The organism is Streptomyces sp. NPDC091280 (assembly GCF_044768565.1).
Classification (GTDB): domain Bacteria; phylum Actinomycetota; class Actinomycetes; order Streptomycetales; family Streptomycetaceae; genus Streptomyces.
In genome coordinates, this window is the sequence record NZ_JBIVUZ010000002.1 from 180,319 (window position 1) to 204,433 (window position 24,115).

Annotated in this window: 23 protein-coding genes; 10 read left to right on the forward strand and 13 right to left on the reverse strand. The window is 70.4% G+C overall.

The genetic code is table 11. From position 1 onward, the window contains the following. Genes ACIQPR_RS07385 through ACIQPR_RS07395 form a run of 3 tightly spaced genes read left to right on the forward strand, consistent with a single transcriptional unit; the run spans position 1 to position 3,467 of the window. On the forward strand, positions 1 to 957 hold the full coding sequence (locus tag ACIQPR_RS07385) for a carbohydrate ABC transporter permease (RefSeq protein ID WP_403643371.1): 957 nt from the start codon (positions 1 to 3) through the stop codon (positions 955 to 957). Then, the gene (locus ACIQPR_RS07390; RefSeq protein WP_403643374.1) at positions 954 to 1,829 is read left to right on the forward strand and encodes a carbohydrate ABC transporter permease; all 876 of its coding nucleotides are present in this window, start codon (positions 954 to 956) and stop codon (positions 1,827 to 1,829) included. Before ACIQPR_RS07385 ends, ACIQPR_RS07390 begins: the two co-directional genes overlap by 4 nt. A 39-nt stretch (positions 1,830 to 1,868) precedes the next feature. After that, positions 1,869 to 3,467 (forward strand): glycoside hydrolase family 13 protein, encoded by a 1,599-nt coding sequence (locus ACIQPR_RS07395; RefSeq protein WP_403643377.1) that lies wholly within the window; start codon positions 1,869 to 1,871, stop codon positions 3,465 to 3,467. Positions 3,468 to 3,511: 44 nt separating this feature from the next. Here ACIQPR_RS07395 and ACIQPR_RS07400 read toward each other — a convergent pair whose 3' ends face one another. The 7 genes from ACIQPR_RS07400 to ACIQPR_RS07430 all read right to left on the reverse strand — a co-directional run bounded on the left by ACIQPR_RS07400 (position 3,512) and on the right by ACIQPR_RS07430 (position 9,398). Then, positions 3,512 to 4,345, reverse strand: a complete 834-nt coding sequence (locus tag ACIQPR_RS07400) for an ABC transporter ATP-binding protein (RefSeq protein ID WP_403643380.1) — start codon at positions 4,343 to 4,345, stop codon at positions 3,512 to 3,514. Between the two features lie 27 nt (positions 4,346 to 4,372). Then, complete coding sequence (locus tag ACIQPR_RS07405) at positions 4,373 to 5,152, reverse strand: ABC transporter permease (RefSeq protein WP_403643383.1); 780 nt, start codon at positions 5,150 to 5,152, stop codon at positions 4,373 to 4,375. Next, positions 5,149 to 5,922, reverse strand: a complete 774-nt coding sequence (locus ACIQPR_RS07410) for an ABC transporter permease (RefSeq protein ID WP_403643387.1) — start codon at positions 5,920 to 5,922, stop codon at positions 5,149 to 5,151. The genes ACIQPR_RS07405 and ACIQPR_RS07410 overlap by 4 nt, the downstream gene beginning before the upstream one ends. Further along, the gene (locus ACIQPR_RS07415) at positions 5,919 to 6,887 is read right to left on the reverse strand and encodes an ABC transporter substrate-binding protein (protein ID WP_403643389.1); all 969 of its coding nucleotides are present in this window, start codon (positions 6,885 to 6,887) and stop codon (positions 5,919 to 5,921) included. Before ACIQPR_RS07415 ends, ACIQPR_RS07410 begins: the two co-directional genes overlap by 4 nt. A 338-nt stretch (positions 6,888 to 7,225) precedes the next feature. Then, positions 7,226 to 8,161 (reverse strand): PDR/VanB family oxidoreductase, encoded by a 936-nt coding sequence (locus tag ACIQPR_RS07420; protein ID WP_403643392.1) that lies wholly within the window; start codon positions 8,159 to 8,161, stop codon positions 7,226 to 7,228. Further along, positions 8,158 to 8,337 carry a hypothetical protein gene (locus ACIQPR_RS07425; protein ID WP_403643395.1) on the reverse strand — a complete coding sequence of 60 codons (180 nt, stop codon included), beginning with the start codon at positions 8,335 to 8,337 and terminating at the stop codon, positions 8,158 to 8,160. Before ACIQPR_RS07425 ends, ACIQPR_RS07420 begins: the two co-directional genes overlap by 4 nt. Beyond that, the gene (locus ACIQPR_RS07430; RefSeq protein WP_403643398.1) at positions 8,334 to 9,398 is read right to left on the reverse strand and encodes a Rieske 2Fe-2S domain-containing protein; all 1,065 of its coding nucleotides are present in this window, start codon (positions 9,396 to 9,398) and stop codon (positions 8,334 to 8,336) included. Before ACIQPR_RS07430 ends, ACIQPR_RS07425 begins: the two co-directional genes overlap by 4 nt. Positions 9,399 to 9,610: 212 nt before the next feature. On the opposite strand from ACIQPR_RS07430, the gene ACIQPR_RS07435 reads away from it, so the two are divergent. The 5 genes from ACIQPR_RS07435 (at position 9,611) to ACIQPR_RS07455 (ending at position 14,386) form a co-directional block, all read left to right on the forward strand. Then, on the forward strand, positions 9,611 to 9,931 hold the full coding sequence (locus tag ACIQPR_RS07435; protein ID WP_403643401.1) for a transposase: 321 nt from the start codon (positions 9,611 to 9,613) through the stop codon (positions 9,929 to 9,931). 53 nt (positions 9,932 to 9,984) lie between these two features. Then, on the forward strand, positions 9,985 to 11,220 hold the full coding sequence (locus ACIQPR_RS07440; protein ID WP_403643404.1) for an MFS transporter: 1,236 nt from the start codon (positions 9,985 to 9,987) through the stop codon (positions 11,218 to 11,220). Between the two features lie 158 nt (positions 11,221 to 11,378). Next, the gene (locus ACIQPR_RS07445) at positions 11,379 to 12,044 is read left to right on the forward strand and encodes an ArsR/SmtB family transcription factor (protein WP_403643407.1); all 666 of its coding nucleotides are present in this window, start codon (positions 11,379 to 11,381) and stop codon (positions 12,042 to 12,044) included. Beyond that, complete coding sequence (locus ACIQPR_RS07450) at positions 12,041 to 13,450, forward strand: MFS transporter (protein ID WP_403643410.1); 1,410 nt, start codon at positions 12,041 to 12,043, stop codon at positions 13,448 to 13,450. The genes ACIQPR_RS07445 and ACIQPR_RS07450 overlap by 4 nt, the downstream gene beginning before the upstream one ends. 330 nt (positions 13,451 to 13,780) lie before the next feature. Continuing rightward, entirely contained in the window at positions 13,781 to 14,386 is a 606-nt protein-coding gene (locus ACIQPR_RS07455; protein WP_403643413.1) for a TetR/AcrR family transcriptional regulator, read from the forward strand. 98 nt (positions 14,387 to 14,484) lie between these two features. Here ACIQPR_RS07455 and ACIQPR_RS07460 read toward each other — a convergent pair whose 3' ends face one another. The 6 genes from ACIQPR_RS07460 to ACIQPR_RS07485 are packed head-to-tail and all read right to left on the reverse strand — an operon-like array spanning position 14,485 to position 20,610. Then, positions 14,485 to 14,979, reverse strand: coding sequence for a MaoC/PaaZ C-terminal domain-containing protein (locus tag ACIQPR_RS07460; protein ID WP_403643416.1), 495 nt, complete (start codon positions 14,977 to 14,979; stop codon positions 14,485 to 14,487). Beyond that, positions 14,976 to 16,511, reverse strand: a complete 1,536-nt coding sequence (locus ACIQPR_RS07465) for a long-chain fatty acid--CoA ligase (protein ID WP_403643418.1) — start codon at positions 16,509 to 16,511, stop codon at positions 14,976 to 14,978. The genes ACIQPR_RS07460 and ACIQPR_RS07465 overlap by 4 nt, the downstream gene beginning before the upstream one ends. Continuing rightward, positions 16,508 to 17,638 carry a CaiB/BaiF CoA transferase family protein gene (locus tag ACIQPR_RS07470; RefSeq protein ID WP_403643420.1) on the reverse strand — a complete coding sequence of 377 codons (1,131 nt, stop codon included), beginning with the start codon at positions 17,636 to 17,638 and terminating at the stop codon, positions 16,508 to 16,510. The genes ACIQPR_RS07465 and ACIQPR_RS07470 overlap by 4 nt, the downstream gene beginning before the upstream one ends. Beyond that, a complete protein-coding gene (locus ACIQPR_RS07475) occupies positions 17,635 to 18,345 on the reverse strand; it encodes a TetR/AcrR family transcriptional regulator (RefSeq protein WP_403643423.1) in 711 nt (236 codons plus the stop codon). The genes ACIQPR_RS07470 and ACIQPR_RS07475 overlap by 4 nt, the downstream gene beginning before the upstream one ends. After that, positions 18,342 to 19,943 carry a class I adenylate-forming enzyme family protein gene (locus ACIQPR_RS07480; protein ID WP_403643426.1) on the reverse strand — a complete coding sequence of 534 codons (1,602 nt, stop codon included), beginning with the start codon at positions 19,941 to 19,943 and terminating at the stop codon, positions 18,342 to 18,344. The genes ACIQPR_RS07475 and ACIQPR_RS07480 overlap by 4 nt, the downstream gene beginning before the upstream one ends. A gap of 25 nt (positions 19,944 to 19,968) precedes the next feature. Continuing rightward, positions 19,969 to 20,610, reverse strand: a complete 642-nt coding sequence (locus tag ACIQPR_RS07485) for a nitroreductase family protein (RefSeq protein WP_403643429.1) — start codon at positions 20,608 to 20,610, stop codon at positions 19,969 to 19,971. A 198-nt stretch (positions 20,611 to 20,808) separates the two neighbouring features. On the opposite strand from ACIQPR_RS07485, the gene ACIQPR_RS07490 reads away from it, so the two are divergent. Next, positions 20,809 to 22,734, forward strand: coding sequence for a flavin-containing monooxygenase (locus tag ACIQPR_RS07490; RefSeq protein ID WP_403643432.1), 1,926 nt, complete (start codon positions 20,809 to 20,811; stop codon positions 22,732 to 22,734). A 162-nt stretch (positions 22,735 to 22,896) separates the two neighbouring features. Further along, positions 22,897 to 24,114 (forward strand): sugar ABC transporter substrate-binding protein, encoded by a 1,218-nt coding sequence (locus ACIQPR_RS07495; protein WP_403643434.1) that lies wholly within the window; start codon positions 22,897 to 22,899, stop codon positions 24,112 to 24,114. The last annotated feature ends 1 nt before the right edge of the window (position 24,115 follow it).

The window sequence follows — 24,115 nt, forward strand, 5'->3', positions numbered from 1 at the left end:
ATGACCCGGACGGCCACCCGGAGCCCCGCCCCGACGACGGCGGCAGGACCGGTCCAGGCGCCGCCCCCGGCAGGGGGCCGGAGGCGGCGCCGCCTCCTCGACCAGGCCCGCGCCTACGCGTTCCTCGCCGGCGGCCTCGTCTGCTTCGCCCTGTTCTCCTGGTACCCGGCGATCCGCGCGGTCGTGATCGCCTTCCAGAAGTACACGCCCGGCTCCTCGCCCGAATGGGTCGGCACCGCCAACTTCACCCGCGTCTGGCACGACCCCGAGTTCACCGCCGCCTGGCGCAACACCCTCGTCTTCACCCTGCTGGCCCTGCTCCTCGGCTTCGCGATCCCGTTCGTACTCGCCCTGGTCCTCAACGAGTTGAGACACTGGAAGGCGTTCTTCAGGATCGTCGTCTACCTCCCCGTCATGATCCCGCCGGTGGTCACCGCCCTGCTGTGGAAATGGTTCTACGACCCCGGAGCGGGCCTCGCCAACGAGACGCTGCGCTTTCTGCACCTGCCCACCTCGAACTGGTCCAACGGCACCGACACCGCCCTCATCTCCCTTGTCATCGTGGCCACTTGGGCCAACATGGGCGGCACCGTCCTCATCTACCTGGCGGCGCTCCAGTCCATCCCCGGCGAGCTGTACGAGGCCGCCGAACTCGACGGCGCGGGACTGCTCCAGCGCGTACGCCATGTGACGGTCCCTCAGACCCGCTTCGTCATCCTGATGCTGATGCTCCTTCAGATCATCGCCACGATGCAGGTCTTCACCGAACCCTTCGTCATCACCGGGGGCGGCCCGGAGAGCGCCACCGTCACCGTCCTCTACCTGATCTACAAATACGCCTTCCTCTACAACGACTTCGGCGGCGCCTGCGCGCTGAGCGTGCTGCTCCTGGTGCTGCTCGGCGCCTTCTCCGCCGTCTATCTGCGGCTGACCCGCTCCGGAGAGGACGACCTGTGAGCACCCGCACCCTGCTCTCCCCGGCGGCGCTCGCCCGGCCGCGCGGCCGGGCCGTCTACTGGACCGTGTTCACCGGCGTCGTCGTCCTGTTCGCCGTCGCCTTCCTCTTCCCCGTCTACTGGATGGTCACCGGCGCCATGAAGTCGCCGGACGAGGTGGCGCGGACCCCGCCCACGCTCGTCCCCGACCACTGGCACCTCGGCGGCTACACGGACGCCTGGGACCTGATGCAGCTCCCGCGACACCTGTGGAACACGGTCGTGCAGGCGGCCGGCGCCTGGGCGTTCCAGCTGGTCCTGTGCACGGCCGCCGCCTACGCGCTGTCCCGACTCAGGCCCGCCTTCGGCACGTTGATCCTCGGCGGCATCCTCGCCACCCTGATGGTCCCCGCGCAGGCCCTGGTCGTACCGAAGTACCTGACCGTCGCCGACCTCCCGCTGATCCACACCAGCCTGCTCAACGACCCCCTCGGCATCTGGCTGCCGGCCGTCGCCAACGCCTTCAACCTGTATCTCCTCAAACGGTTCTTCGACCAGCTCCCGCACGACGTGATGGAGGCCGCCGAGATCGACGGCGCCGGAAAACTCCGCGTCCTGTGGTCCATCGTGCTGCCCATGTCCCGGCCCGTGCTCGGCGTCGTCTCGATCTTCGCCCTGGTCGCCGTGTGGCAGGACTTCCTGTGGCCGCTGATGGTCTTCTCCGACACGGACAAGCAGCCGATCAGCGTGGCCCTCGTCCAGCTGTCGCAGAACATCCAACTGACCGTGCTCATCGCCGCGATGGTGATCGCGAGCATCCCCATGGTCGCCCTGTTCCTGGTCTTCCAGCGCCACATCATCGCCGGGATCAGCGCGGGCGGCACGAAGGGCTGACACCGCCCCTCGACGCCCTCCGACAGAAAGGCCAGCACCGTGGGACAGCCCACCCCCGCCCTCAGCCCCGACTGGTGGCGCTCCGCCGTCATCTACCAGGTCTACGTCCGCAGCTTCGCGGACGGCGACGGCGACGGCACCGGCGACCTCGCGGGCGTCCGCTCCCGGCTGCCCTACCTCGCCGAACTCGGCGTGGACGCCCTGTGGTTCAACCCCTGGTACCTGTCACCGCTGAAGGACGGCGGCTACGACGTCGCCGACTACCGGGCCGTCGACCCGGCCTTCGGCTCGCTCGCCGAGGCCGAGAAACTCATCAGTGAGGCACGGGAGTCGGGCATCCGCACCATCGTCGACATCGTGCCCAACCACGTCTCCGACCAGCACCCCTGGTTCCGCGCCGCCCTCGCCGGCGGCCCCGAGCGCGACCTGTTCCACTTCCGCCCAGGACGCGGCGAACACGGCCAACTCCCGCCCAACGACTGGCCGTCCCAGTTCGCCGGCTCCTCCGAACCCGTGTGGACCCGCCTCCCGGACGGCGACTGGTACCTCCACCTCTTCACCCCCGAACAGCCCGACCTCAACTGGGCCCACCCGGCCGTCCGTCAGGAGCACGAGGACATCCTGCGCTTCTGGTTCGAGCGCGGTGTCGCGGGCGTCCGCATCGACTCGGCCGCGCTCCTCGCCAAGGACCCGGCCCTGCCCGACTTCGTCGCGGGCCGCGACCCCCACCCCTTCGTCGACCGCGACGAACTCCACGACATCTACCGCGCCTGGCGGGCCGTCGCCGACGAGTACGGCGCCGTCTTCGTCGGCGAGGTCTGGCTCCCCGACACCGAACGCTTCGCCCGCTACCTTCGCCCCGACGAACTCCACACCGCCTTCAACTTCGCCTTCCTGGCCTGCCCCTGGGACCCGGACCGGCTGCGCGCCTCGATCGACGAGACCCTCGCCGAGCACGCCCCGATCGGCGCCCCGGCCACCTGGGTGCTCTGCAACCACGACGTGACCCGCACGGTCACCCGCTACGGCCGCGCCGACACCGGCTTCGACTTCGCCACCAAGGCCTTCGGCACCCCGACCGACCTCGCGCTCGGCACCCGGCGCGCGCGGGCGGCGGCACTCCTGTCCCTGGCCCTGCCCGGGGTGGTCTACCTCTACCAGGGGGAGGAACTGGGCCTGCCCGAGGCCGAGCTGCCGGTCGACCGGATACAGGATCCGATGTACCTCCGCTCGGGCGGCACCGACCCCGGCCGCGACGGCTGCCGGGTACCGCTCCCGTGGCTGGCCGACGCACCGTACGCGGGCTTCGGCTCGCGCGGCGAACCCTGGCTGCCGCAGCCGGACGACTGGACATCGTATGCGGTCGACCGTCAGCGGCGGACGGTCGACTCCATGCTCAACCTCTACCGCGAGGCGATCCGCCTCCGGCCGGCCTTCGGGGACGGCCCCCTCGCCTGGCTGCCCGCCCCGGCGGGCGTCCTCGCCTTCGCCCGCGCGGACGGCGCGACCTGCGTCGTCAACCTCTCCGACACGCCCGCCGACCTCCCCCCGTACACCGAACTCCTGCTCACCAGCGCCGCCCTGGACGAGCGGGGCCGGCTGCCGTGCGACACGGCGGCCTGGCTGCGCACCGCGTGATGCCGCCGCCCGCCGCGTGGAGCGCGCGGTGGGCGGCCGGGCCGTCACGGTCGGCGCAGTGGAGGCGGGTCCGACTTCGTGAGCCGGTCCTGGACCGGGAGCGTCCCGCGCTTCGCCGCCTGGATCTGCTCGTACACATGGGTCCGCAGTTCGGCGAAGCGCGGGGCGACCCGGGTGTGCAACTGGTCGCGCTCCACGGGCAGATCGACCTTCAGCTGCTCCTGCACGACGGTCGGCGACGCGGACAGGACGACCACCCGCTCGCCCAAGTAGACGGCCTCGTCGATGTCGTGGGTCACGAAGAGGATCGTGATGCCGCGCTCCCGCCACAACCCCCGCACCAAATCCTCCAGATCGGCCCGGGTCTGCGCGTCGACCGCCGCGAACGGCTCGTCCATCAACAGGACTTCGGGTTCGTAGGCGAGCGCGCGGGCGATCGCCACCCGCTGCTGCATCCCGCCGGACAGCTGCCACGGATACGCCCCGGCCGCGTCCGCGAGGCCCACCGACGCCAGCGCGTCCGCGACCAGTTCCCGGCGCCGCGACCTGCTCAAGTCCTTCTGTTTCAGCGGGAGTTCGACGTTCTCGCCGACCCGCATCCAGGGGAACAGGCTGCGCCCGTACTCCTGGAACACGAACGCCATCCCCGGCGGCGGACCGCTCACCTTCCTTCCGTTCAGGCGGACTTCGCCCGCGGACGGGGCGAGCAGTCCGCCCATGCACTTGAGCAGAGTGGTCTTGCCGCAGCCCGACGGGCCGACGAGACACACGAGTTCACCGGCCGCGACACTGAAGGTGAGGTCCCGTACCGCCTCCACCCGGCGGCCGGAACCCTCGTAGACCTTTTTGAGGCCGGATACGTCGAGTAGCGCGTGCATGGACCGCCCTTTCACGATTCACGAGGTTCACGGGGACCGGCGGGTGGCCGCGCGCAGACCGTGGTACCAGCCGAGCACGCGTCGTTCGACCACCTGGAAGACGACGGAGAGCAGGAACCCCAGCATCCCGAGGGCGAGGATGCCGGTCCACATGTCGGGCACCGCGAAACTGCGCTGGAACTGGACGACGGTGTAACCCAGTCCGTCGGTGCCCGCGAACATCTCGCTGATGACCATGAGGATGATCCCGATGGACAGCGCCTGGCGCAGCCCGGTGAAGATCTGCGGACTCGCCGAGCGCAGCACCAGACTCCGCAGACGGGCGGCGCCCGTGATGCCGTAGGACAGGGCCGTCTCCTTCATGACCGGGTCGACCGCGCGGACGCCCTCGACCGTGTTGAGGAGGATCGGCCAGACGCAGCCGCTCGCGATGACCACGATCTTCATCGTGTCGCCGATGCCCGCGAACAGCATGATGACCGGGACGAGGACCGGCGGCGGCACCGCGCGCAGGAACTCCAGGACCGGTTCGCACACCGCGCGCACCCGCCGGTAGGAGCCGATGACCGTGCCGAGCACGACGCCGGCGACGGCCGCCGTCGCGTAACCGGCCGTCAGCCGCAGCACACTTGGCACGACGTCCGTCCTGAACCGGTCGGCGGTCCACACGTCCGGGAAGGTCCTGAGGATGGTCCGCAGCGGGGGCCAGAACACATTGGTGCTGCCGTCCGACGCCAGCCACCAGACGGTGAGCAGCACCGCCGGGAGCGCGATCACGAACAGCAGCCGCAGCAGCACGCGCCTCACACCGTCACCTCCCCGCGCACCGACTGGTGCCAGGCCAGCGCCCGCCGCTCCACCGTCCGCGCGCCGACGTTGATGACCAGCCCGAGCAGACCGGTCACCACGATCAGCGCGTACATCTCCGGCACCGCCTGCGAACTCTGCGCGACCATGATGGTCGCGCCCAACCCCGGTGCCCCGATGACCAGTTCGGCGGTGATGGTGAGGATCAGCGCGACCGCCGCCGCCAGCCGCACCCCCGTCATGACGTACGGCAGCGCGCTCGGCCACAGCACGTGCCGCACCCGCGCCCAGGTGCCGAGACCGTAGGAGCGGGCCGTCTCCTCGGCGACCGGGTCGACGTCCTGGACGCCGTGCAGGACCTGGATCAGGATCTGCCAGAAGGAGGCGTAGACGACGAGCAGCAGCACCGACCTCAGTTCGGTGCCGTACAGCAGCACCGCGAGGGGGATCAGGGCGACCGAGGGGATCGGGCGGAGGAACTCGATGGTGGAGGCGGTCGCCTCGCGCAGATACGGCACGACCGAGAGCAGGATGCCCGCGACGACGCCCGCGCAGACGGCTATGGCGAGACCGAGGGCCCAGCCGGTGAGGGTGTCGCCGAGCGCCGACCAGAACGCGGGGTCCGTCAGTTCGTCCCGGAGCGCGGACGCGATCCTGCTGGTCGGCGGGAAGTACGCCTCCTTGACGATGCCGACGCGCGGCACGACCTCGCCGAGCGCGAGGAAGGCCGCGAGCCCGGCCGCACCGAGCGCGGTGTTCAGTCCCTTCACGGGAGCAGCGTGTTCAGGTCGGGGGTCTTCTTGAAGAGGCCGTCGCTCTCGCTCAGCTTCTCCAGCGCCTCGATCGACGAACGGTCGGGATCGGCGGGCCACTTGGGCAGGATCACCTTGGCCAGCACGCTCGCCGGGACCTTGGTGTAGGTGGCGACGATCTGGCGCACCTCGTCCGGGTGGGCGTCGGCGTAGGCCAGCGACTCGGCGGTGGCCTCCTGGAACTTCTTCACCACGTCCGGGTTCTTCGCCGCGTACGCCGACGACGTGAAGTACATGGCGACGGTGAGGTTCGGCGCGACGTCGACCAGCGGCCAGGCGATCTGCCGGGCGCCCTGGAGGAGCATGGTGGTGAGCGCCGGTTCGACGGCCATCGCCGCGTCGATCTGGCCCTTGTCGAGCGCGGCCGGCATCTGGTCGAAGGCCAGCTCCACGAACTTCACCTTGTCCGGGTCGCCGCCGGCCTTGCGGACGGACTCGCGTACGGCCGTCTCGTTGATGTTCTTCAGCGTGTTGACCGCGACCTTCTTGCCCTCCAGCTCCTTCGCCGACTTGAGGGTGCTGCCCTTCTTGACGACCAGGGCGCCGAAGTCCTTGCCCGACACGCCAGTTGAGGCGACACCGTTGGCGATGGCCTTCACCGGGACGTCGTTGCTCTGCGCGAGCATCAGCGAGGTCATGTTGGAGAAGCCGAACTGGAACTGGCCGCTGACCACACCCGGCACGATGGCCGCGCCGCCCTGTGCGAGCGTCATGGTGAGTTTCAGGCCGTGCTTGGAGAAGAAGCCCTGCTTCTGGCCGAGATAGAGGGGAGCGACATCGACGATGGGGATGACCCCCACCTTGACCGTGGTGGTCCCGCTGGACGAACTGGCCTTGTCCGACGCTCCGTTGCCGGACGAACCGCAGGCCGACGCGGCGACCAGCACTGTTCCGGCCGCGAGGCCGACGAGCAGACGACGCATGGCAACTCCTGTGCAGACGACGTTGTTCCGACAGGCTGTGCGTACTGCGCACAGTGGTGCTCACTTGGTGCTGAGCGGGAACGTAGAGGTCTGGCACGGCCGGGTCAATGGGTAATGCTCACAATATTGTTGACAGTTACCGAAGTGCGCTCTTGGCGGGCGGGCCTGCTGGGCCTTCCGGGCTTGCTGGGCCTGGATCTGGAGCGACTCGCCGACCTCCGCGGGGCGGGTGATCCTCGCCCACCTCCCCGACGAGGAGATCGAACGGCGCCTGGTCCGAGCCGAGTTGGACTGCGCTCGGTCGCCGCCCCGGTGCGGGACCGGGGCGGCGCCGCGGATCAGATATCCAGCACGAGCCGTTTCCCCGCGCAGCGCGAGACGCAGATGAGCATGGTCTCGCCGGCCGCGCGCTCCTCCTCGCTCAGCACCGAGTCCCGATGGTCCGGGACGCCGTCGAGCACGTCCGTCTCACAGGTCCCGCAGGTGCCCTCGGTGCAGGAGAACAGCACCTCGACGCCGGCGGCGCGCACGCTGTCCAGCACGGACACGCCCACCGGGACGGTCACGGTCCTGCCGCTCCGCTCCAGCACCACCTCGAACTCGCTGTCGGCGCCCGCCTCTTGGGCCTTGGGCTGGAACCGCTCCAGGTGCAGGACGCCGGCGGGGCAGCGGGCCTCGACCGCGTCGAGCAGCGGTCCGGGACCGCAGCAGTAGACGAGGGTGCCCTCGGGCACGTCGTCCAGCACGGACGGCAGGTCGAGGAGCCCGACCTCGTCCTGCGGGGCTACGGTGACCCGGTCGCCGTAGCCGCTCAACTCCTCTGTGAAGGCAATGGAGTTGCGGGTGCGACCGCCGTAGAGCAGGCGCCAGTCCGCGCCCGCCGCCTGGGCCGCGGCCAGCATCGGCAGGAGGGGAGTGATGCCGATGCCGCCCGCGACGAAGCGGTAGCGGGGGGCGGGCACCAGGCGGAAGTGGTTGCGCGGTCCGCGCACCCGCACCCGGGCGCCCTGCCCCAACCGCTCGTGCACATGGGCCGATCCGCCCCGCCCGTCCGGCTCCCTGAGCACCGCGATCCGCCACGAGAGGCGGTCGGCCGGGTCGCCGCACAGCGAGTACTGGCGCTCCAGCCCGGGGCCGAGCACGACGTCGATGTGCGCGCCCGGTTCCCAGGAAGGGAGTTGTTCGCCCAGCGGATGGCGCAGCGTGAGGGCGAGCACGCCCTCCGCCGCGAACTCCCGCCGCTCGACGACGAGTTCGGCTTCGTACCCGGTCATGACCCTGTTCCTCGCGGCTCGTCGACCGAGTGGCCCCGGGGGTGGGCGAGCATCCACTCCCACATCTCGATCGGATCCTGCGACGTGTGCTCGCGCCCGCAGTGACAGGTGCCGTGCAGGATGTCGGTGCCCGGCAGCCAGTCGACGCGGTAGACCTCACCGGTCGCAGCGGTCACTGGACCTTCTCCACCGGCTTGGCGCCCTCCTCGACCAGCCGGGCGAGGATACGGCGGGCGGCCAGACCGCCGGTGTCGATGTTGATGCTCAGCTCCTGGTAGCCGCTCCGCTCCGAACCCAGCGTCCGCTGAAGGAGGTTGAGGGCGTCCACGTCCTGCATGACGACCGTGTGGTTGTTGCTCCGCAGGAACTCGGTGACCTCGGCGTCGTCCGTCGCCCAGTCCCGCGAGACCGCCCAGAAGTCGTACACCTTGCCGTCCGAGGAGGGGGTGATGGCGTAGGTGATCTCGGTGTGGAAGCCGTTCGGGTCGCTGCCGTCCGCCTCGGGGAGCACACCGACCGGGGCGATGCGGCTGTGCAGGAGGTAGAGGCAGGGCGCGTGGTACTCGATGTCCTGCCAGCGGGTGATCCGCCCCTGTATCCCGGTCGACCTGGCGTAGAACGGCGGGCACTCGGCGTCGTCCATGTGCCGGCTCACCCGTACGACACCGGCGCCCTCGTCGACCTCCGTGGTGATCGGCGTCTCGGCCACCTCGGGGGAGCCGATGTAACCGCCGTGCAGATAGGTCTCGTGGGAGAGGTCGAGGAGGTTGTCGACGAGGAGGCCGTAGTCGGCGTCGATCGGCTCCATACCGCTGACCGTGACCCACTCGGGTGAGGCGAGGTGCGGGGCCCGGGGGACGACCTGCGGGTCCGCGAGCGCCGGGTCGCCGATCCACACCCAGACCAGCGCGTCCTGCTCGACCACCGGGTACGAGGCGACGCGGGCGGTGCGGGGGATGCGTTTCTGCCCCGGCACGTACACGCAGCCGCCGGTCGTGTCGTACGTGAAGCCGTGGTAGCCGCAGACGATCCGGTCCCCGTCGAGCCGGCTCTCGGAGAGCGGGAACCGCCGGTGCACACAGCGGTCGTGCAGCGCCACGGCGGTGCCGTCCTCCTCGGTGCGGTAGAAGACGAGCGGCTCGCCGAGGATCGTCCGGCCGAGCAGGTCACGGCCGACCTCGTGGCTGTAGGCGGCGACGTACCACTGGTTCCTGGCGAAGGCGGTGATGTGTGGCATGGCGGCTGATTCCCGTCTCTGTGGCGTGGTGACATCGTCCGGGGAGGATTTGGGGGGCCGCAATGGCGCTTCCGTCTCGCGGAAGCGGATTTCGAAGTTGCCTGGTCATAGGGGCTGTTGGCGTACGGCGGCTGCACCGCATCCTGCTCGTCGACTGAACGCGGCCGGCGAACTCGACTTGTCCCGCGCGTGTGTGGACGGCTCCCGCACCCGTGCGGAAAGCGGGGGGCCCGGACACGGGGCCGTCGCCGGTCGACCGGCGGAAGACGGGCAGTGAACACCATCTGATCTGCGACGGACGCGGCACTCCGCTCAAAGTCGTCACCACTGCGGCCAACGCCAACGATGTCACCCGGACCGTCGCCCTCGTCGACGGAGTTCCGCCCGTTGCGGGAAGGACGGGCCGCCCGCGGCGCCGGCGCCGCTCGCACCGAGGCGGCCAAGGCCACTGGGTGGAAACGGCCGCCCCGCACGGTGCGCGAAGGCCGGACGGAGTCACCCGGCTAAGGCAACCTACTTGTTATTGCAAGTAATGTGCAGCAAGCTGGGCGGGCCCTTACTGTGCGTCGAGGACGTGGAGCCTGCCATGCCCCGCCTGATTCCGAACGCCGGGCCGCAGCGCGTCCTCGCGGCCTCGAACTTCGTCTACACCGTCGGCAGCGGCCTCTACCTCACCGCCGGAGTGCTGTATTTCACCGAGGCGGTCCATCTTCCGGCAAGCCAGGTGGGGCTCGGGCTCGGCATCGCCGGTCTTCTCGCGCTGGCCCTGGGCGTCGCGGTCGGTCACCTCGCCGACCGGCACGGAGCACGCGGCATCTACGCGGCCACCCTGGTCGCCCAGGCGCTGGCCACGGCCTGCTTCGTCCTGGCGGACGGCTTCTGGTCGTTCGTCCTCGCGGTCTGCTGCGCCGCCGCGGCGAAGGCGGCCGGAATCGCCGCCCGCTCCCCGCTCATCCGGCATTACGGAGGCGACCGTCCCCAGGAGTTCCGGGCCTACCTCCGTGCGGTGACCAACGTCGGCATCTCCGTCGGTGCCGTGCTGGCGGGCTGGGTCGTCCAGGTGGGCACGCTCACCGCCTATCAGCTGATGGTCATCGGCAACGCGATCGCCTTCCTGGTCTCCGCGGCGGTCCTGGTCCTCCTGCCGCCCGTCGCGCCCCTCCCCACCACGGGCGGTCCTCGATGGGGCGCCCTGCGGGACCGTCCCTACCTGCTGCTCACCGCTCTCGACGGCATCATGGCCATCCAGTTCAAGGTCCTCACCGTGGCCGTCCCGCTCTGGATCGTCGGTGCCACCAGCGCCCCGCACTGGCTCATCTCGGCCACCATGCTCACCGGTACCGTCATCGTCGTCGCCTTCCAGGTGCGGGCCAGCGGCAACGTCGATTCCCCCGCCGCCGGAGCACACGCCTACCGCCGGGCGGGCGTGGCCTTCCTGATCGCCTGCTCGCTGATCTCGATGTCCGCAGGCATACCGGCGTGGGCCGCCGCAGCCCTGCTGATCTCCGCGGTGGTGATCCACACGATCGGCGAACTATGGCACTCCGCCGCGGGCTTCGAGATCTCCTTCGCTCTCGCCCCGCAGCACGCCACCGGCCAGTACCTGGGCGTGTTCGGCCTCGGCGCCGGCCTCGCCGAAGCTCTCGGACCGGGACTGCTCATCGCGCTCTGCATCACCTGGGGCCGCCCCGGGTGGTACGTCGCGGGAGCCATGTTCGCGCTGACAGGCCTGGCGGCACCCCGTGCTGTCCGCTGGGCGCAGCGCCGGCAGCACGGGGTGCGGACGCGGCTTGCGCCCACCGAGAAGGCGTCAACCGCCTGAAGGGCCTGAGGCCGTAGCTCGATCCGCGTTCCGGTGGAGCAGGTTCGCGCTTCTTCGACGTTCGTCGCGGCTTGGCCATCACCGCAAAGAGTTCTTCGCAAAGGATTCTTCGCGAAGAACCTTTTGCGAAGAACTCTTTGCGAACTACCGTGTGCCGTATGGCTGATGTGGTGGAGAGGCCGGATGGCCCGAACGATGAAGAGGACTCTGTTGTCCTGGATGCCAAGGGGCTGCGTGCCTTGGCGCATCCGGTGCGAGTGCAGGTGGTCGGGCTGCTGCGGAAGTACGGTCCGTCGACGGCCACCCGCCTCGCGGAGCGGCTGGGCGTGAATTCCGGTACGGCCAGCTACCACCTCCGGCAGCTCGGCGCGGCCGGTTTCGTCGAGGAGGACACCGGACGCGGGAACGCGCGAGAGCGCTGGTGGCGTTCGGTGCACCGGACGACCTGGTTCAACGATCCGGAGCTGGCCGAGCGGGAGCCCGAGGCCGCGCTGGCCTACCAGCAGTCCGTCGCCGCCATCTACACCCTGCGCACACAGCAGACCCTGAACGAGCTTCAGACGATGCCCCGCGCCTGGCGGAACACCTTCGACATGAGTGACTGGGCCCTGAGGCTCACGCCCGAGGAAGCCACCGCCCTGTACCGGGAGTTGGCGGACGTCATCGCGCGCTACCGGCGGGACGACCCGGAGACGGCGGCAAGTGCCCCAGAGGGAGCCGAACGGGTCGCCGTGATCACGCAGATCCTGCCCGAACTGGACGCGCCTACCGCGTCGTCGCTGCCTGCCGGCTCGCAGGAAGCGGAAGGAAGCGCGACGCCATGACCGACGGCGCCTCGCGGGCCGGCGGCATACCCGGCACAAGGTCCTTACGGCCGCTGGGTGGGGTGCTGGCGGCCATGGCCGTGTCACTGACCGGCACCCGGATCTCCGTGGTGGCCCTGCCCTGGTTCGTCCTCGTCACCACCGGCAGCGCCACCCGGACCGGACTGGTCGCCTTCTGCGAGATGACTCCCTACGTGGTGGTCAAAGCGCTCACCGGACCGCTGGTGGACCGGACCGGCCCGCGGGCCGTTTCCTGGACCACCGATCTGGCCAGCGCGACCGCCGCCGCCGCGGTTCCCCTGCTCCACACCTTGAACCTGCTCTCCTTTCCCCTTCTGCTGGTTCTGGTCGCGGTGATCGGCGCGGCCCGGGGCCCCGGCGACCTGGCCAAGGAGGTGATGGTCCCGGAGGCGGCAGAACGCGGCCGGGTGCCGCTGGAGCGAGCCACCGGTCTGTCCGGCGTGATCGAGCGGCTCGCCTCCACCGTCGGCCTGGCGGCCGGCGGATCCCTGGTGGCGCTGTTCGGTCCCTTGACCGGACTCGCCGTCAACGCGGGCTGCTTCGCCCTCGGATCGGTGATCATCAAACTCGCGCTGCCTCGCGGCATGGGGCACACGGCCGAGGAAGCCCGCTCGCCCGCCGGCGAGACGGGACCGGGCTACTGGCGGCGGTTCGGCGAGGGCTTCACGTTCCTGCGCGGCGAGCCGCTGTTGATCACCGTCATCGTCATGGTCGCCGTCACCAACCTGCTGGACGCGGCGATCACCTCGGTGCTCGTACCTGTCTGGGCCAGGCAGTCCGGCAACGGGCCCACCGCCATCGGCCTGATGGGCAGCACGATGGGGGCCGCGGCGGTCGGCGGGAGCCTGATCGCCGCAGTGGTCGCGCACCGGCTGCGGCGGCGGGCAGTGGTTCTCACGGGGTTCCTGCTGGCGGGGGCACCGAGGTTCCTGATCCTCGCCTTCGACGCCCCGCTGGGGACGGTACTGGCCGTCTTCGCGGTGAGCGGGTTCGGTGCCGGCTTCGTCAACCCGGTGCTGGGGGCCGTCCTCGTCGAGCGGGTGCCGCGCCGGATGCTGGGCCGGGTCAACGCACTCGGTGACTCGTTGGCCTGGGCCGGCATCCCTCTCGGCGGGCTCCTCGCCGGGGCGGCGGTCACCGCTGTCGGACTCGTGCCGGTGCTGCTCACCTGCGGGGTCGCGTACTTCCTCACCACGAATCTGGCCGGACTGCGGCCGGAATGGCGCGACATAGACCGAACGCGAGGGCAGGGCGTTCTGAAGCCGCACGCCAAGGTAGACGCCTTACAAGACAGGCAACATCCGAGTGGGTGGCCAGAACACAGGCCAGGCCATGCTCGGACCGATGGGCCTCGCTCAGGTGCCTGTCGTCGTGCCCGTAATTGACGGCCTTCGGCCCTCCCGGGACGCCGGCGCTCGCGCACACCAGACCCCTCTGATGGGTCTGCTCGCGGCGAAGCCGGGCGAGCCGAACGATCGTCGCAGGCGCCCATTCCGGAAGGGGCCGCATCCGTCGGCGCTCCGGACGGTGAGCCGGATCGCCTGAAATCTGACAGTCGTCAAGTATGCTGGGTCTGTCATGGCTTCGGGGCCGCCCCGTCTGTACGACGGCCGTGCGGGAACGTCCGAGCACCTTGGAGGCGAAACGTGGAAGCAAGAGTCGAGTCAGCTCGGCGTCCGGGGCGGCCGGGGCGGCCGAGTGCGGACACGCGGGCCGTGCCCGAGGAGGAGAGCATCCTGCGGCGCGGCCTGGAGGCCTTCGCGGAGCTGGGCTACGACCGGGCCTCAGCGCGGGAGCTGGCCCGCCGCCTCGGTGTCAGCCACAACTTCATCAACGACCGCTACGGCTCCAAGGCCGCCTTCTGGCGTGCGGTGATCGACTCGGCCCTGGGCGCGCAACTGGTGGGGCTGCCACAGCCGGATCCCGAGCTCGACGACGCCGAGTGCCTGCGGATGCTCATCGCCGGTTTTTATCGGGCCGCGGTCGAGACGCCGTTGATCGGGCGGATCTTCGTGGACGAGTTCTCCCGGGACACGGAACGGCTGGACTACCTCTATGAGGGCTACATCGCCCCGACTCTCCAACTCCTGCTGCCCAGCGTGGAGCGGCTCGTCGCGGCCGGGCGGATGGCGTCCGTTCCGCGCGACGTGCTGTTCTTCGCCGTCATCCCGCCGGTCTCCGGCATGCTGGACGGACCGTTGGCGCGGCGCCTCGGCCGGGCGGAGGCCGCCACGCCGGAACAGCTCACGGCCACCGCCGAGGCGCTCGCCGCGCTGGTGGTCAACGGGTTGCTGGCCACGGGGGGAACGGCGGGGCGGTGACCTCTGCTCCCGTAGTGCCCGTAGTGCCCGTATTTCCCGTAGTTCCCTAATCCCGTGTCACGCCCCCGGCTGTGCGTCCCCGGAGCCCGCCCTGCTGGTCATCGGGTGGTGCTCCCGGAGGGTGCCCCAGGGTGTGTCTTCGTCTTGACCAGCAGAGGGATCCGTCCCTGCTGGACTACGGCCTCCTCCGCGCCGAAGAGTGTCAGTCGGCGGTCCAGGACCCCCGAATCACCCGCGTTCGTACGGCGCGTGCTCAGGATCTCGACCTGGCACCGGACGGTGTCCCCGATGCGGATCGGCGCCAGGAAACGCCACTCCTCGACCGCCAGCAGTGCGATCGAGGATCCCTCGAAGACGCCGAGGCGGGAGACGAGGCCCATGGCGATCGACATGCCGAGCAGTCCGTGGGCGATCCGTTCGCCGAAGCGGCCCTCGGCGGCCCGGACGGAGTCGGTGTGGACCTCGTTGGTGTCCCAGGTCGTGGCGGCGAACGACACGATGTCCGACTCGGTCACGGTGCGGCCCTGGGTCGTGAACACCTGGCCGGGTGCGAAGTCCTCCAGGAACCAGGGGCCCGGAACCGTCGCCGTCATCGCAGCTCCCGTTTGAGGATCTTGCCCGTCGAGGTCATCGGGAACCCGTCCCGTACCTCCACGAGCCGCGGGTACTTGTAGGCCGCCAGGCGTTCGCGCGACCACGCGACCAGTTCCCCGGCTTCGACGGACGCGCCCGCGCGGAGAACGACGTACGCCTTGACCTCCTCGCCGTGTCTGGGGTCGGGCACCCCGACGACCGCGGCCAGCGAGATCGCGGGATGGGTCATCAGGACCTCCTCGATCTCCCTCGGGTACACGTTGAAACCACCGCGGATGATCATGTCCTTGGCGCGGTCGACGATGTAGTAGTAGCCGTCCTCGTCACGGCGTGCGAGATCGCCCGAGCGGAACCACCCGTCACGGATCACTTCGGCGGTCGCCTCGGGGCGGCCGTGGTAGCCCTTCATCACGTTCGGGCCGCTGATCACGATCTCGCCGACCGCGTCCGGACCGTCGAGCCGCGTCCAGTCGTCGGCGATCAGCGCCATCCGCACCCCGGGGATCGGCACGCCGATCGAGCCTGGGCGCGGCACCGTGTCCGGCGGCGCGAACGACGCGACGGGCGACGTCTCCGAGAGGCCGTAGCCCTCGCGCACCCGCAGGCCGAACCGGGCGTGGAACTCCCGCGCCAGCTCCACCGGCAGCGCCGATCCGCCGGCCAGCGCCAGCCGCAGCGAGGGCGCGGGCGGTGGGCCGGCGGGCCGGTTCTCCAGTGCCCGGAGCAGGCCCCAGTACATGGTGGGCACGCCCGCGAAGACCGTGATGCCGTGCTCGGCGAAGGCGTTCAGCGCGGCGTCCGGCTCGAAGCGCGGGAGGGTCACGATCGTGCCGCCGAACCGCACGGCGGAGTTCATCACCACCGTCTGCCCGAAGGAGTGGTACAGCGGCAGGACGCACAGATGGGTGTCGGGCCGTTCCTCGTCGGCCCCGAACAGCGGGGCCGACACCTCGGCGTTGCCGCGCAGGTTCGCGTGGGTCAGCTCCGCGCCCTTCGGCCGGCCCGTGGTGCCGCTCGTGTAGAGGATCACGGCGGTGTCCTCGTCGCCACGTACGGCAGCCCTCCGGTCGCCGTCCTGATCGTCGAGTCCGGACAGGAAGGCCGACGGTCCGTGCTCGCCCGCGGGGTCCATCAGGACGAGTTCCCGGCAGCCTTCCACGGCCGCGAAACCCTCCGACGCGCTCCGGCGCAGGGGCAGCGCGTCGTCGCCCACGGCCGCCACCAGCGCCACGGCGCCCGAGTCGTGGAGGTGGTAGGCGATCTCGCCGCCCTTCAGCAGGACGTTGAGGGGGACGACGACGGCGCCCGCCTTGAGGATGCCGTAGTAGGCGATCGGGAAGAACGGCCCGTTGGTGCACGACAGCGCCACCCGGTCGCCGGGCCGGACACCGTGTCCGGTCAGCATCGAGGCGAACTGGGCGGAGCGCAGGTCGAGGGCGCCGTACGTCAGGGTCCGGCCCTCCGCGACGACGGCCGCGCGGTCGGCGTGCCGTGCCGCCGTCTCCTCCAGGAGCAGCGCGAGGTTCGTCATGAGGCCCGCGCCCCGGTCGCCGGGAGGCCGCTCGCCGCCCACCGGCCGACGATGTTCTCCAGGGTGCCGAAGACCTCCGCGGCCGGGGCCGGCGCGGGAGTCCGGGAGAAGCGCGGCGAAGGGGCGGGCTGGGTCAGGCCGTCCACCGAGACGAACGCGGAACGGTCCACCAGGTGTGGGTGTTCGACGGCTTCGGAGAAGCTGAGCACCGGTGTCACGCAGGCGTCGGACCCCTCGAACACCGCGGCCCACTGCGCACGGGTACGGCTCGCGAAGGCAGCCGTGATCGCCCGGCGCAGCTCCGGCCAACCCGCGCGGTCGTACTGGGCGGGCAGTTCCCCGGGGTCGAGCCCAAGGCCCTTGAGCGCGAGGTCGTAGAACTTGGGTTCCAGGGCTCCGATGGCCATCAGCCCCTCGTCGGAGCAGGCGTAGGTGTCGTAGAACGGGGCGCCGCCGTCGAGGATGTTGGTGCCGCGGCCCCCGGGCCAGCGTCCCGCCGCACGCCATGACCAGACCATCGCCGACAGGGTCAGCGTGCCCTCCACCATCGAGACGTCGACGACCTGCCCGCGCCCCGAGCGCTCCCGCTCGACGATCGCCGACAGGATGCCGAACACGGCGAACATGGAGCCGCCGCCGAAGTCCGCCACGAGGTTGAGCGGCGGGACCGGGGGCCGGCCGGGGCGGCCGATGGCGTCGAGTACGCCGCTCGCCGCGAGGTAGTTGAGGTCGTGCCCGGCGACCTGGGCCTCGGGGCCGTGCTGCCCCCAGCCGGTCAGCCGGGCGACGACCAGGCGCGGATTGCCCTCGACGAGGTCGTCGGGCGCCAGGCCCAGACGCTCCAGGACGCCGGGGCGGAAGCCCTCGATCGCGACGTCCGCCATGGACAGCAGCCGGCGGACGGACGCGAGGTCGTCGGGGTCCTTGAGGTCGGTGGGCACGGTGTGGCGGCCACGGCGGACGATGACGTCCTGGGTGGTGATGCCGTCGGGCGAGTCGTCGTGGGTGTCCCGTTGCAGCCGGACGACCTCGGCGCCGAGGTCGGCGAGCAGCATCGCGGTGTGCGGGCCGGGACCGATGCCGGCGAACTCCACGACCCGCAGCCCGGCCAGGGGGCCGGCCGTCATGAGGCCCGGGGGGCGACGAAGCCCATGGCGTCGGTCATCCTGGTGGCGGTGGCGCACAGGTCGTCCATGTCGCCGTCGTAGTGCAGGACGCCTCCGATGCCGAAGCGGATGTAGTCGTCGGCCAGTTCGTCGCAGTCCATCGACGGGGTGAACCAGCCGCTGATGCCGTTGATCATGTCCATCAGCGCCACCGAGGCGCGCCGGGGGTTGACCACCTTGAACTCGCCCTTGCGCGCGCCCGCCATGACGACGTCGCGGACCCGCCGCTGGTAGTAGCGCATGTAGTCGTCGACGGTCCTGCGGTGCTCGGTGCTGAGTGCCTTGACCTCGGTCCACACGACGCGGTACTCGACCCGGCGCGAGGCGACGTGGATGACATGGCCGCGGCTCAGCGCGGCGAGGCGCTCCGCCGGGGTGCCGGGTTCGTCGAGCACCGTCATGTAGCCGTCCACCGAGCTGCGCACCACGATCAGCGCGATCTCGAAGAGGATCTCCTCCTTGGACTTGAAGTGGTTGTAGAGGCTGGCCCCGCGGATGCCGACGGCCTCGGCGACATCGCGCATCCCGACGTCGTGGTACCCGCGTTCGGCGAAGAACTGCGCGGCGGCCGTCACGATCTCGTCGCGGCGCGAGGGCTTCTTCTTGGGGGCGGGCTCGCTCGCCAGGTGCAGCGGGGCGATGTTCTCGGCGCTCTCGGGCGCGGTCATCGGACTTCCTCCGTCGAACGGCTCGCGCGCAACTCGCGCTTGAGCACCTTGCCTTGCGCGTCGGTGGGGAACGCCTCGACGATCCGCACCGACTTGGGCGCCTTGTACGACGCCATCGAGGCCTTGCAGTGGGCGATGAGATCGGATTCCGCGACGCCGGCGCCGTCCTGGAGGATCACGAACGCCGTGACGACCTCCGACCAGTAGTCGTCGGGCAGGCCGACGACCGCGGAACGCAGCACCGCGGGATGCCGTTGCAGCACCCGCTCGACCTCCTGCGAGGACACGTTCAGGCCCCCGGTCTTGATGACGTCCTTGCTGCGATCGTAGAAGAACAGGTTGCGGTCGGCGTCGACGCGGACGATGTCCCCGGTGTGGATCCAGCCGTCGCGCATGACCGCGGCCGTCTTCTCCGGTTCCTTGTAGTAGCCGACCATCGCGGACGGCGACCGGCACCACAGCTCACCGATCTCCGCGTCCTGCCCGTCCGGCCCGACCACGCGGGTCTCCAGGTGCGGGACCGCCTTCCCGATCCAGGTCGGGTCCTCGTCGGGCACCTCCGCGAGGGTCCGGAAGAAGCCGACCGAGCCCAGCTGGGTCAGCTCCCCCTGCCCCCAGTACGTGCCCCAGACCATGCCTGGAGCGGCGTTCGCCCAGGCGTCGGTGGCGAACTGCGACAGCATCCCGCCGTAGGTCAGGCAGCGCTGGACCGAGCCGACCGAAGCGGGGCCGAACAGGGGGTGCCGGCACAGGGAGAGGAAGAGGGTCGGTGTCTGCGCCACCACGTTGACCTGTTCGTCGCGGATCGTCGCGAGCGTCACCCCCGGCTCCAGGCTGCTCGGCAGTACGACGGTCGCGCCGATCAGGGTGAGGGAGGTCAGGCATCCGATGCCGGCGATCGAGTGGAACGGCATGGCGAACAGCCACACGTCGTCCGGCGTCACACGAAGACCCCAGGTCCACGAAGGCGTCGTGGAGATCATGTAGTTGCGGTGCGGGATCATCACGCCCTTGGGCGCCGACTCGGTGCCGCTGGTGTACACGATCAGCGCGAGGTCGTTCTCGTCGACCTCGCACTCCGGTTCCGTCTCCGGCCGGCCCTCGTGCAGCGCGGCCCAGGCGATCCACGGTCCGCCCGGTCCGTCCGGCGCCGTGTCCCCGAGGACGACGGCCAGGGGCACGGGCGCCTTGCCGAGCACCGGGTCCACCACGGGCAGCAGCTCCCGCGCCACCACCAGCACCGCCGGCTCGGCGTGCGCGAGCTGCTGGAGCACCTCGTCGGAGCGGAACATCGGGTTGATGCCGGTGAAGCTGGCGCCGATCTTGAGCGCCGCGTAGTACGCGACGACCGTCTCGGCCCGGTTGCGGGACATGACCGCGACCCGGTCGCCCCGGCCGACGCCGTGGGCGAGGAAGGCGTGCGCGACCCGGTTGGCCCGCCGGTCGAGTTCGGCGTAGGTGCACACGAGCCGCTCGCCGTCGGCGGTGTAGGAGACGACGGCGTTCTTGTCCGGCTGGTTGAGGGCGTGGCGGCGCAGCTGGTCGCCGATCGTGGCGCGGCCCAGCGGCGAGCGGTGCACGGGGGAGGGATCGGTCATCGGGACCTCCAGTCGGTCGGAGGGATCAGGACCCGAACAGCGGTGAGCCGAAGGTGTCGAGGTAGACGAACTCCTCGACCGGCGTCCGCGTCAGCCTGGTGGGGAAGGGCTTGGCGGGATAGCCGACCGCGAGGTGGGCGGCGGTCAGGAAGCCCTCCGGGATGCCGAGCAGCTCGGTCACGTCGGGCTCGACGGAGCACAGCAGCGTGGTGAGCGCCGACGCGATGCCCTGGTCGCGCAGGGCCAGGCAGAAGTTCTGCACGGTCGGGTAGACCGAGGCTCCGCCGACGACGCTGACGCGGTCCAGCGCCGAGTCGGTGGCGTGCAGGCTCTCGATCTCGGCGCACACCACCACGAGCACGGGATGGTGCGCGAGGTTGCGCGCGAAGTGGTCGGCGGCCTCGACGGTCTTCGGCACGGCTCCCACCCGCACGGCACCGGAGTGGATCCCGTCGTAGTACGCCCGCCACATCGGCTGGTAGAGGTCGGACAGCGCCTGCTTGGTGTCCTGGTCGCGGATGACGACGAAACGTACGGGCTGACGGTTGCCGCCCTGCGGGGCGCAGCGCGCCGCGTCGAACGCCGCGTAGAGGGCCTCGTCCGGAACGTGCCGGTCGGTGTAGTACCGGCAGGTACCGGTGGTGCGCATGACGTCGATCAGGTCCATGTTCTCGTCCTTCGATCCCGCAGGGCCGGAACTTACGGTTGTTAGCTCACCTGATCGGCATCCTGCGGCTGCGACGAACCTCATGTCAAGCACCATGCGGCAGGATGATGCACCTTTTCACCAGGTCAACCATGCTTCGAGGTCCATGCCGTCGATGACTCTGGCCATTCCAAACTATCCGTCGTTAGTATCGATGGCGTGACCGACATCCTTTCCCCCCGACCGCAGGTCCTCGACCCGGCGGAACTCGAGTCGGCTCTCCGGCTCGCGAACATCCCCGTACTCCTGGCCGTGACCTTCCAGCTCACCGGCGACCGGATCTGGCTCTCCGACCGCTACCGGCCGACCCGCAGCGCCGGCATGGACGAGAACCTCACCGGCGGCCTGAGCGAGAAGACGCGGGACGAGGTCAGACGCGGAGCCCTGGCCGCCGTCAAGGCCTGGAACTCGGGAGCGCCGCCCGCGGTGCCGCGTCCCGAGGGCGAACTCCTGCTGGAACTGCTGGCCTTCGTCAACGGCGAGGACGTCCCCGCCGAGTACGAACCGATGATGGCCGAACTCCTCGGCCACCGCCCGGTGACCTCCCCGGTGCCGCCTCCCCGGCCGGACCGGCGGACGAAGGTGCTGGTCATCGGCGCGGGCGTGGCGGGCCTGCTGTCGAGCCTGCGCCTCAGGGAGGCCGGCGTCGACCACATGGTCGTCGAGAAGAACGAGCGGGTCGGCGGCGGCTGGTGGGAGAACACCTATCCCGGATGCGGCGTGGACACGCCCAGCCATCTCTACTCGTTCTCCTTCGAACCGCACCCCTGGAGCACCTTCTTCGGCAAGCGGGACGAGGTCCAGGCCTACCTCGAGGCCTTCGCGGACCGGCACGACCTGCGCCGCGGCATCGTCTTCGGCACCGAGGTCACCGACCTGGAGTACACCGCAGCCGACGGGACCTGGACGGCGACCCTGCGCGCGGCGGACGGCACCGAGACGACGACCCGGGCCGACGCCGTGATCTCGGCCGTCGGTGTGCTCAACCGGCCCAAGGTGCCCGACCTGCCCGGCCGGGACGGCTTCCGCGGCGAGGCGTTCCACTCCGCGCGCTGGCCCGCGGGGATCGACCTCGCGGGGCGCCGGGTCGCGGTGGTCGGGTCGGGGGCCAGCGCGATGCAGATCGTCCCCGCCGTCGCCGGGACACCCGCGTCGCTCACCGTCTTCCAGCGATCGCCCCAGTGGATCGCGCACAACGCGGACTACTTCCGGCCGGTGGACCCCGGCGTCCACCGGCTCATGGAGCACGTCCCGTACTACCGCCGCTGGTACCGCGCCAAGCTCAACTGGATCTTCAACGACCGGGTGCACCCGTCCCTGGAGATCGACCCGGACTGGGACACCGACGGCCGTTCGGTCAACGCCGTCAACGACGGGCACCGCCGCTTCTACACCCGGTACGTGGAGCGGCAGTTGCGGGACCGGCCGGACCTGCTGGCGAAGTGCCTGCCGGACTACCCCCCGTTCGGCAAGCGCATGCTGCTGGACAACGGCTGGTACGCCGCCCTGTGCCGCGAGGACGTCCGCCTGGTCACCGAGGGCGTGCGCGCGTTCACGCCGACCGGCCTGGTCGACACCGCCGGCGAGCACCACGAGGCGGACGTCGTCGTGCTCGCCACGGGCTTCGAGAGCACCCGCTACCTCCACCCGATGCGGGTGCGCGGCAGGTCCGGACGGCTCCTCGGCGAGGTGTGGGGCGAGCACGACGCACGCGCGTACCTGGGGATGACCGTGCCGGACTTCCCCAACCTCTTCCTGCTCTCGGGGCCCAACACCGGCCTCGGGCACGGCGGCAGCTTCTTCACGATCGTCGAATGGCAGGTCCGGTACGTCGTCGAGGCGCTCGGTCTGCTGGACGCGAACGGCTTGCGGACCATGGAGTGCAGGGCGGACGTGTGCGCGTCGTACAACGAGGCGGTCGACGCCGCGCACGCGAAGCTCGTCTGGGTGCACCCCAAGATGACGAACTGGTACCGCAACGCGGCGGGCCGCGTCGTGGCCGCGTCCCCGTGGCGCATCGTCGACTACTTCACGATGACCCGGCATGTGGACCCCGCCGACTTCGTCTGGACGAACGCCGGGTAGGTCCGTGCTCCCTCCGTGCTGCCTGTTCCGGCCTCACGTGCCCGCGCGTAAGGGTTTCCACAAGGGATTACGCGGTTATTGACAGCTGATTTGAGCCAAGCCTAGCCTCTCGAAAGTGGGCTAACAGTGGTTCGCCCTTGCTGATCTCAAGGAGGAGATCGCATGAATTCCACAGCACGAAGGCGTGCCGCCGGCAGAAGAGTCCACCTGACCTTCGGCGGCATCACCCTCGCGGCGACCGTCCTGCTCAGCGCGTGCGGCTCCGGATCGGACTCGACCACGTCGACCGACCTCGGCAAGACGGCGACCAACGCCGTGGCGAAGGAGGCCGAGACCCTCGTCACCAGCACCATGGGCAAGTTCTCGTACAGCGCCGGCGACTTCCCGGTGAAGCCCGGCCAGATCACGCCCTACACCAGCTGGAAGGGCCCCACGTCGGCCCCGAAACCGGCCGCGAAGGCCGACCTCCAGGTCATCGCCTGCTCCAAGAGCGCCACGGCCTGCATGTCCTCCGCGAACGGCGTCGTCGCCGCGGCCAAGGCGCTCGGCTGGACGGCGGAGATCATCGACGGCGGCGGCACGCCCCAGGGCTACTCCCAGGCGTTCGACACCGCGATCAGCCGCGGCCCGGACGCCATCATCGGCATCGCGGTCCCGACCCTCGCCGTCGGCGACAAGCTCGCCGAGGCCCGCTCCAAGGGCATCATCACGGTCGTCAACGGCGACACCCGGCCGAAGTCCGGCACCCTGTACGACGCCTACGTGTCGTTCCGCATGCCGCTGATGGAGTCGCTGCTCGCCTACGCCGAGATCGCCCGCACGAACGGCAAGGCCGACTCGATCGTCGTCACCGACCCCTCCGCGCCGTCCCTCATCGAGGCGATGGGCCAGTACAAGAAGGTCATGGCCACCTGCTCCGGCTGCCGGACCACCGACGTGTCCTGGAAGATCACCGACGCGGCCGACCCGACCAAGGTCAACTCGATCGTCACCGGTGCCCTGGCCAAGGACCCGACCGCGACCTCCCTGGTCCTGCCCTACTCGGTGGGCCTGCCGGCGGCCGTCCAGGCGGTCGCCTCGGCCGGCAAGTCCGACCAGGTCAAGATCCTGGTCAAGGACGCCGACTCGACCGGCCTCGAAGCCCTCAAGAGCGGCCAGGTGCTCTACAACGCCGGTGCCTCGCCCGCCTGGGCGGGATGGGCCACCGTCGACCAGGTCGTCCGGGGCATGGCCAAGCAGCCCTACCTCCCCGGTGACCGGACCGGCCTCGGCGTCGTGACCTTCGACCGGGCGACCGTCCCCGCCGGCACCGACATCGACAAGTGGAGCGGGATGGTCGACTTCGCCTCGGAGTACAAGAAGATCTGGGGGGTCTCCTGAC

Coding starts and splice junctions, on each gene's coding strand:
- ACIQPR_RS07485 (WP_403643429.1), bottom strand. CDS start 20,610: ATGGACCTGATCGACGTCATGCGCACCACCGGTACCTGCCGGTACTAC.
- ACIQPR_RS07480 (WP_403643426.1), bottom strand. CDS start 19,943: ATGACCGATCCCTCCCCCGTGCACCGCTCGCCGCTGGGCCGCGCCACG.
- ACIQPR_RS07465 (WP_403643418.1), bottom strand. CDS start 16,511: ATGACGAACCTCGCGCTGCTCCTGGAGGAGACGGCGGCACGGCACGCC.
- ACIQPR_RS07415 (WP_403643389.1), bottom strand. CDS start 6,887: ATGCGTCGTCTGCTCGTCGGCCTCGCGGCCGGAACAGTGCTGGTCGCC.
- ACIQPR_RS07450 (WP_403643410.1), top strand. CDS start 12,041: ATGACCGACGGCGCCTCGCGGGCCGGCGGCATACCCGGCACAAGGTCC.
- ACIQPR_RS07460 (WP_403643416.1), bottom strand. CDS start 14,979: ATGACGGCGACGGTTCCGGGCCCCTGGTTCCTGGAGGACTTCGCACCC.
- ACIQPR_RS07420 (WP_403643392.1), bottom strand. CDS start 8,161: ATGACCGGGTACGAAGCCGAACTCGTCGTCGAGCGGCGGGAGTTCGCG.
- ACIQPR_RS07385 (WP_403643371.1), top strand. CDS start 1: ATGACCCGGACGGCCACCCGGAGCCCCGCCCCGACGACGGCGGCAGGA.
- ACIQPR_RS07445 (WP_403643407.1), top strand. CDS start 11,379: ATGGCTGATGTGGTGGAGAGGCCGGATGGCCCGAACGATGAAGAGGAC.
- ACIQPR_RS07440 (WP_403643404.1), top strand. CDS start 9,985: ATGCCCCGCCTGATTCCGAACGCCGGGCCGCAGCGCGTCCTCGCGGCC.
- ACIQPR_RS07495 (WP_403643434.1), top strand. CDS start 22,897: ATGAATTCCACAGCACGAAGGCGTGCCGCCGGCAGAAGAGTCCACCTG.
- ACIQPR_RS07430 (WP_403643398.1), bottom strand. CDS start 9,398: ATGCCACACATCACCGCCTTCGCCAGGAACCAGTGGTACGTCGCCGCC.
- ACIQPR_RS07400 (WP_403643380.1), bottom strand. CDS start 4,345: ATGCACGCGCTACTCGACGTATCCGGCCTCAAAAAGGTCTACGAGGGT.
- ACIQPR_RS07475 (WP_403643423.1), bottom strand. CDS start 18,345: ATGACCGCGCCCGAGAGCGCCGAGAACATCGCCCCGCTGCACCTGGCG.
- ACIQPR_RS07470 (WP_403643420.1), bottom strand. CDS start 17,638: ATGACGGCCGGCCCCCTGGCCGGGCTGCGGGTCGTGGAGTTCGCCGGC.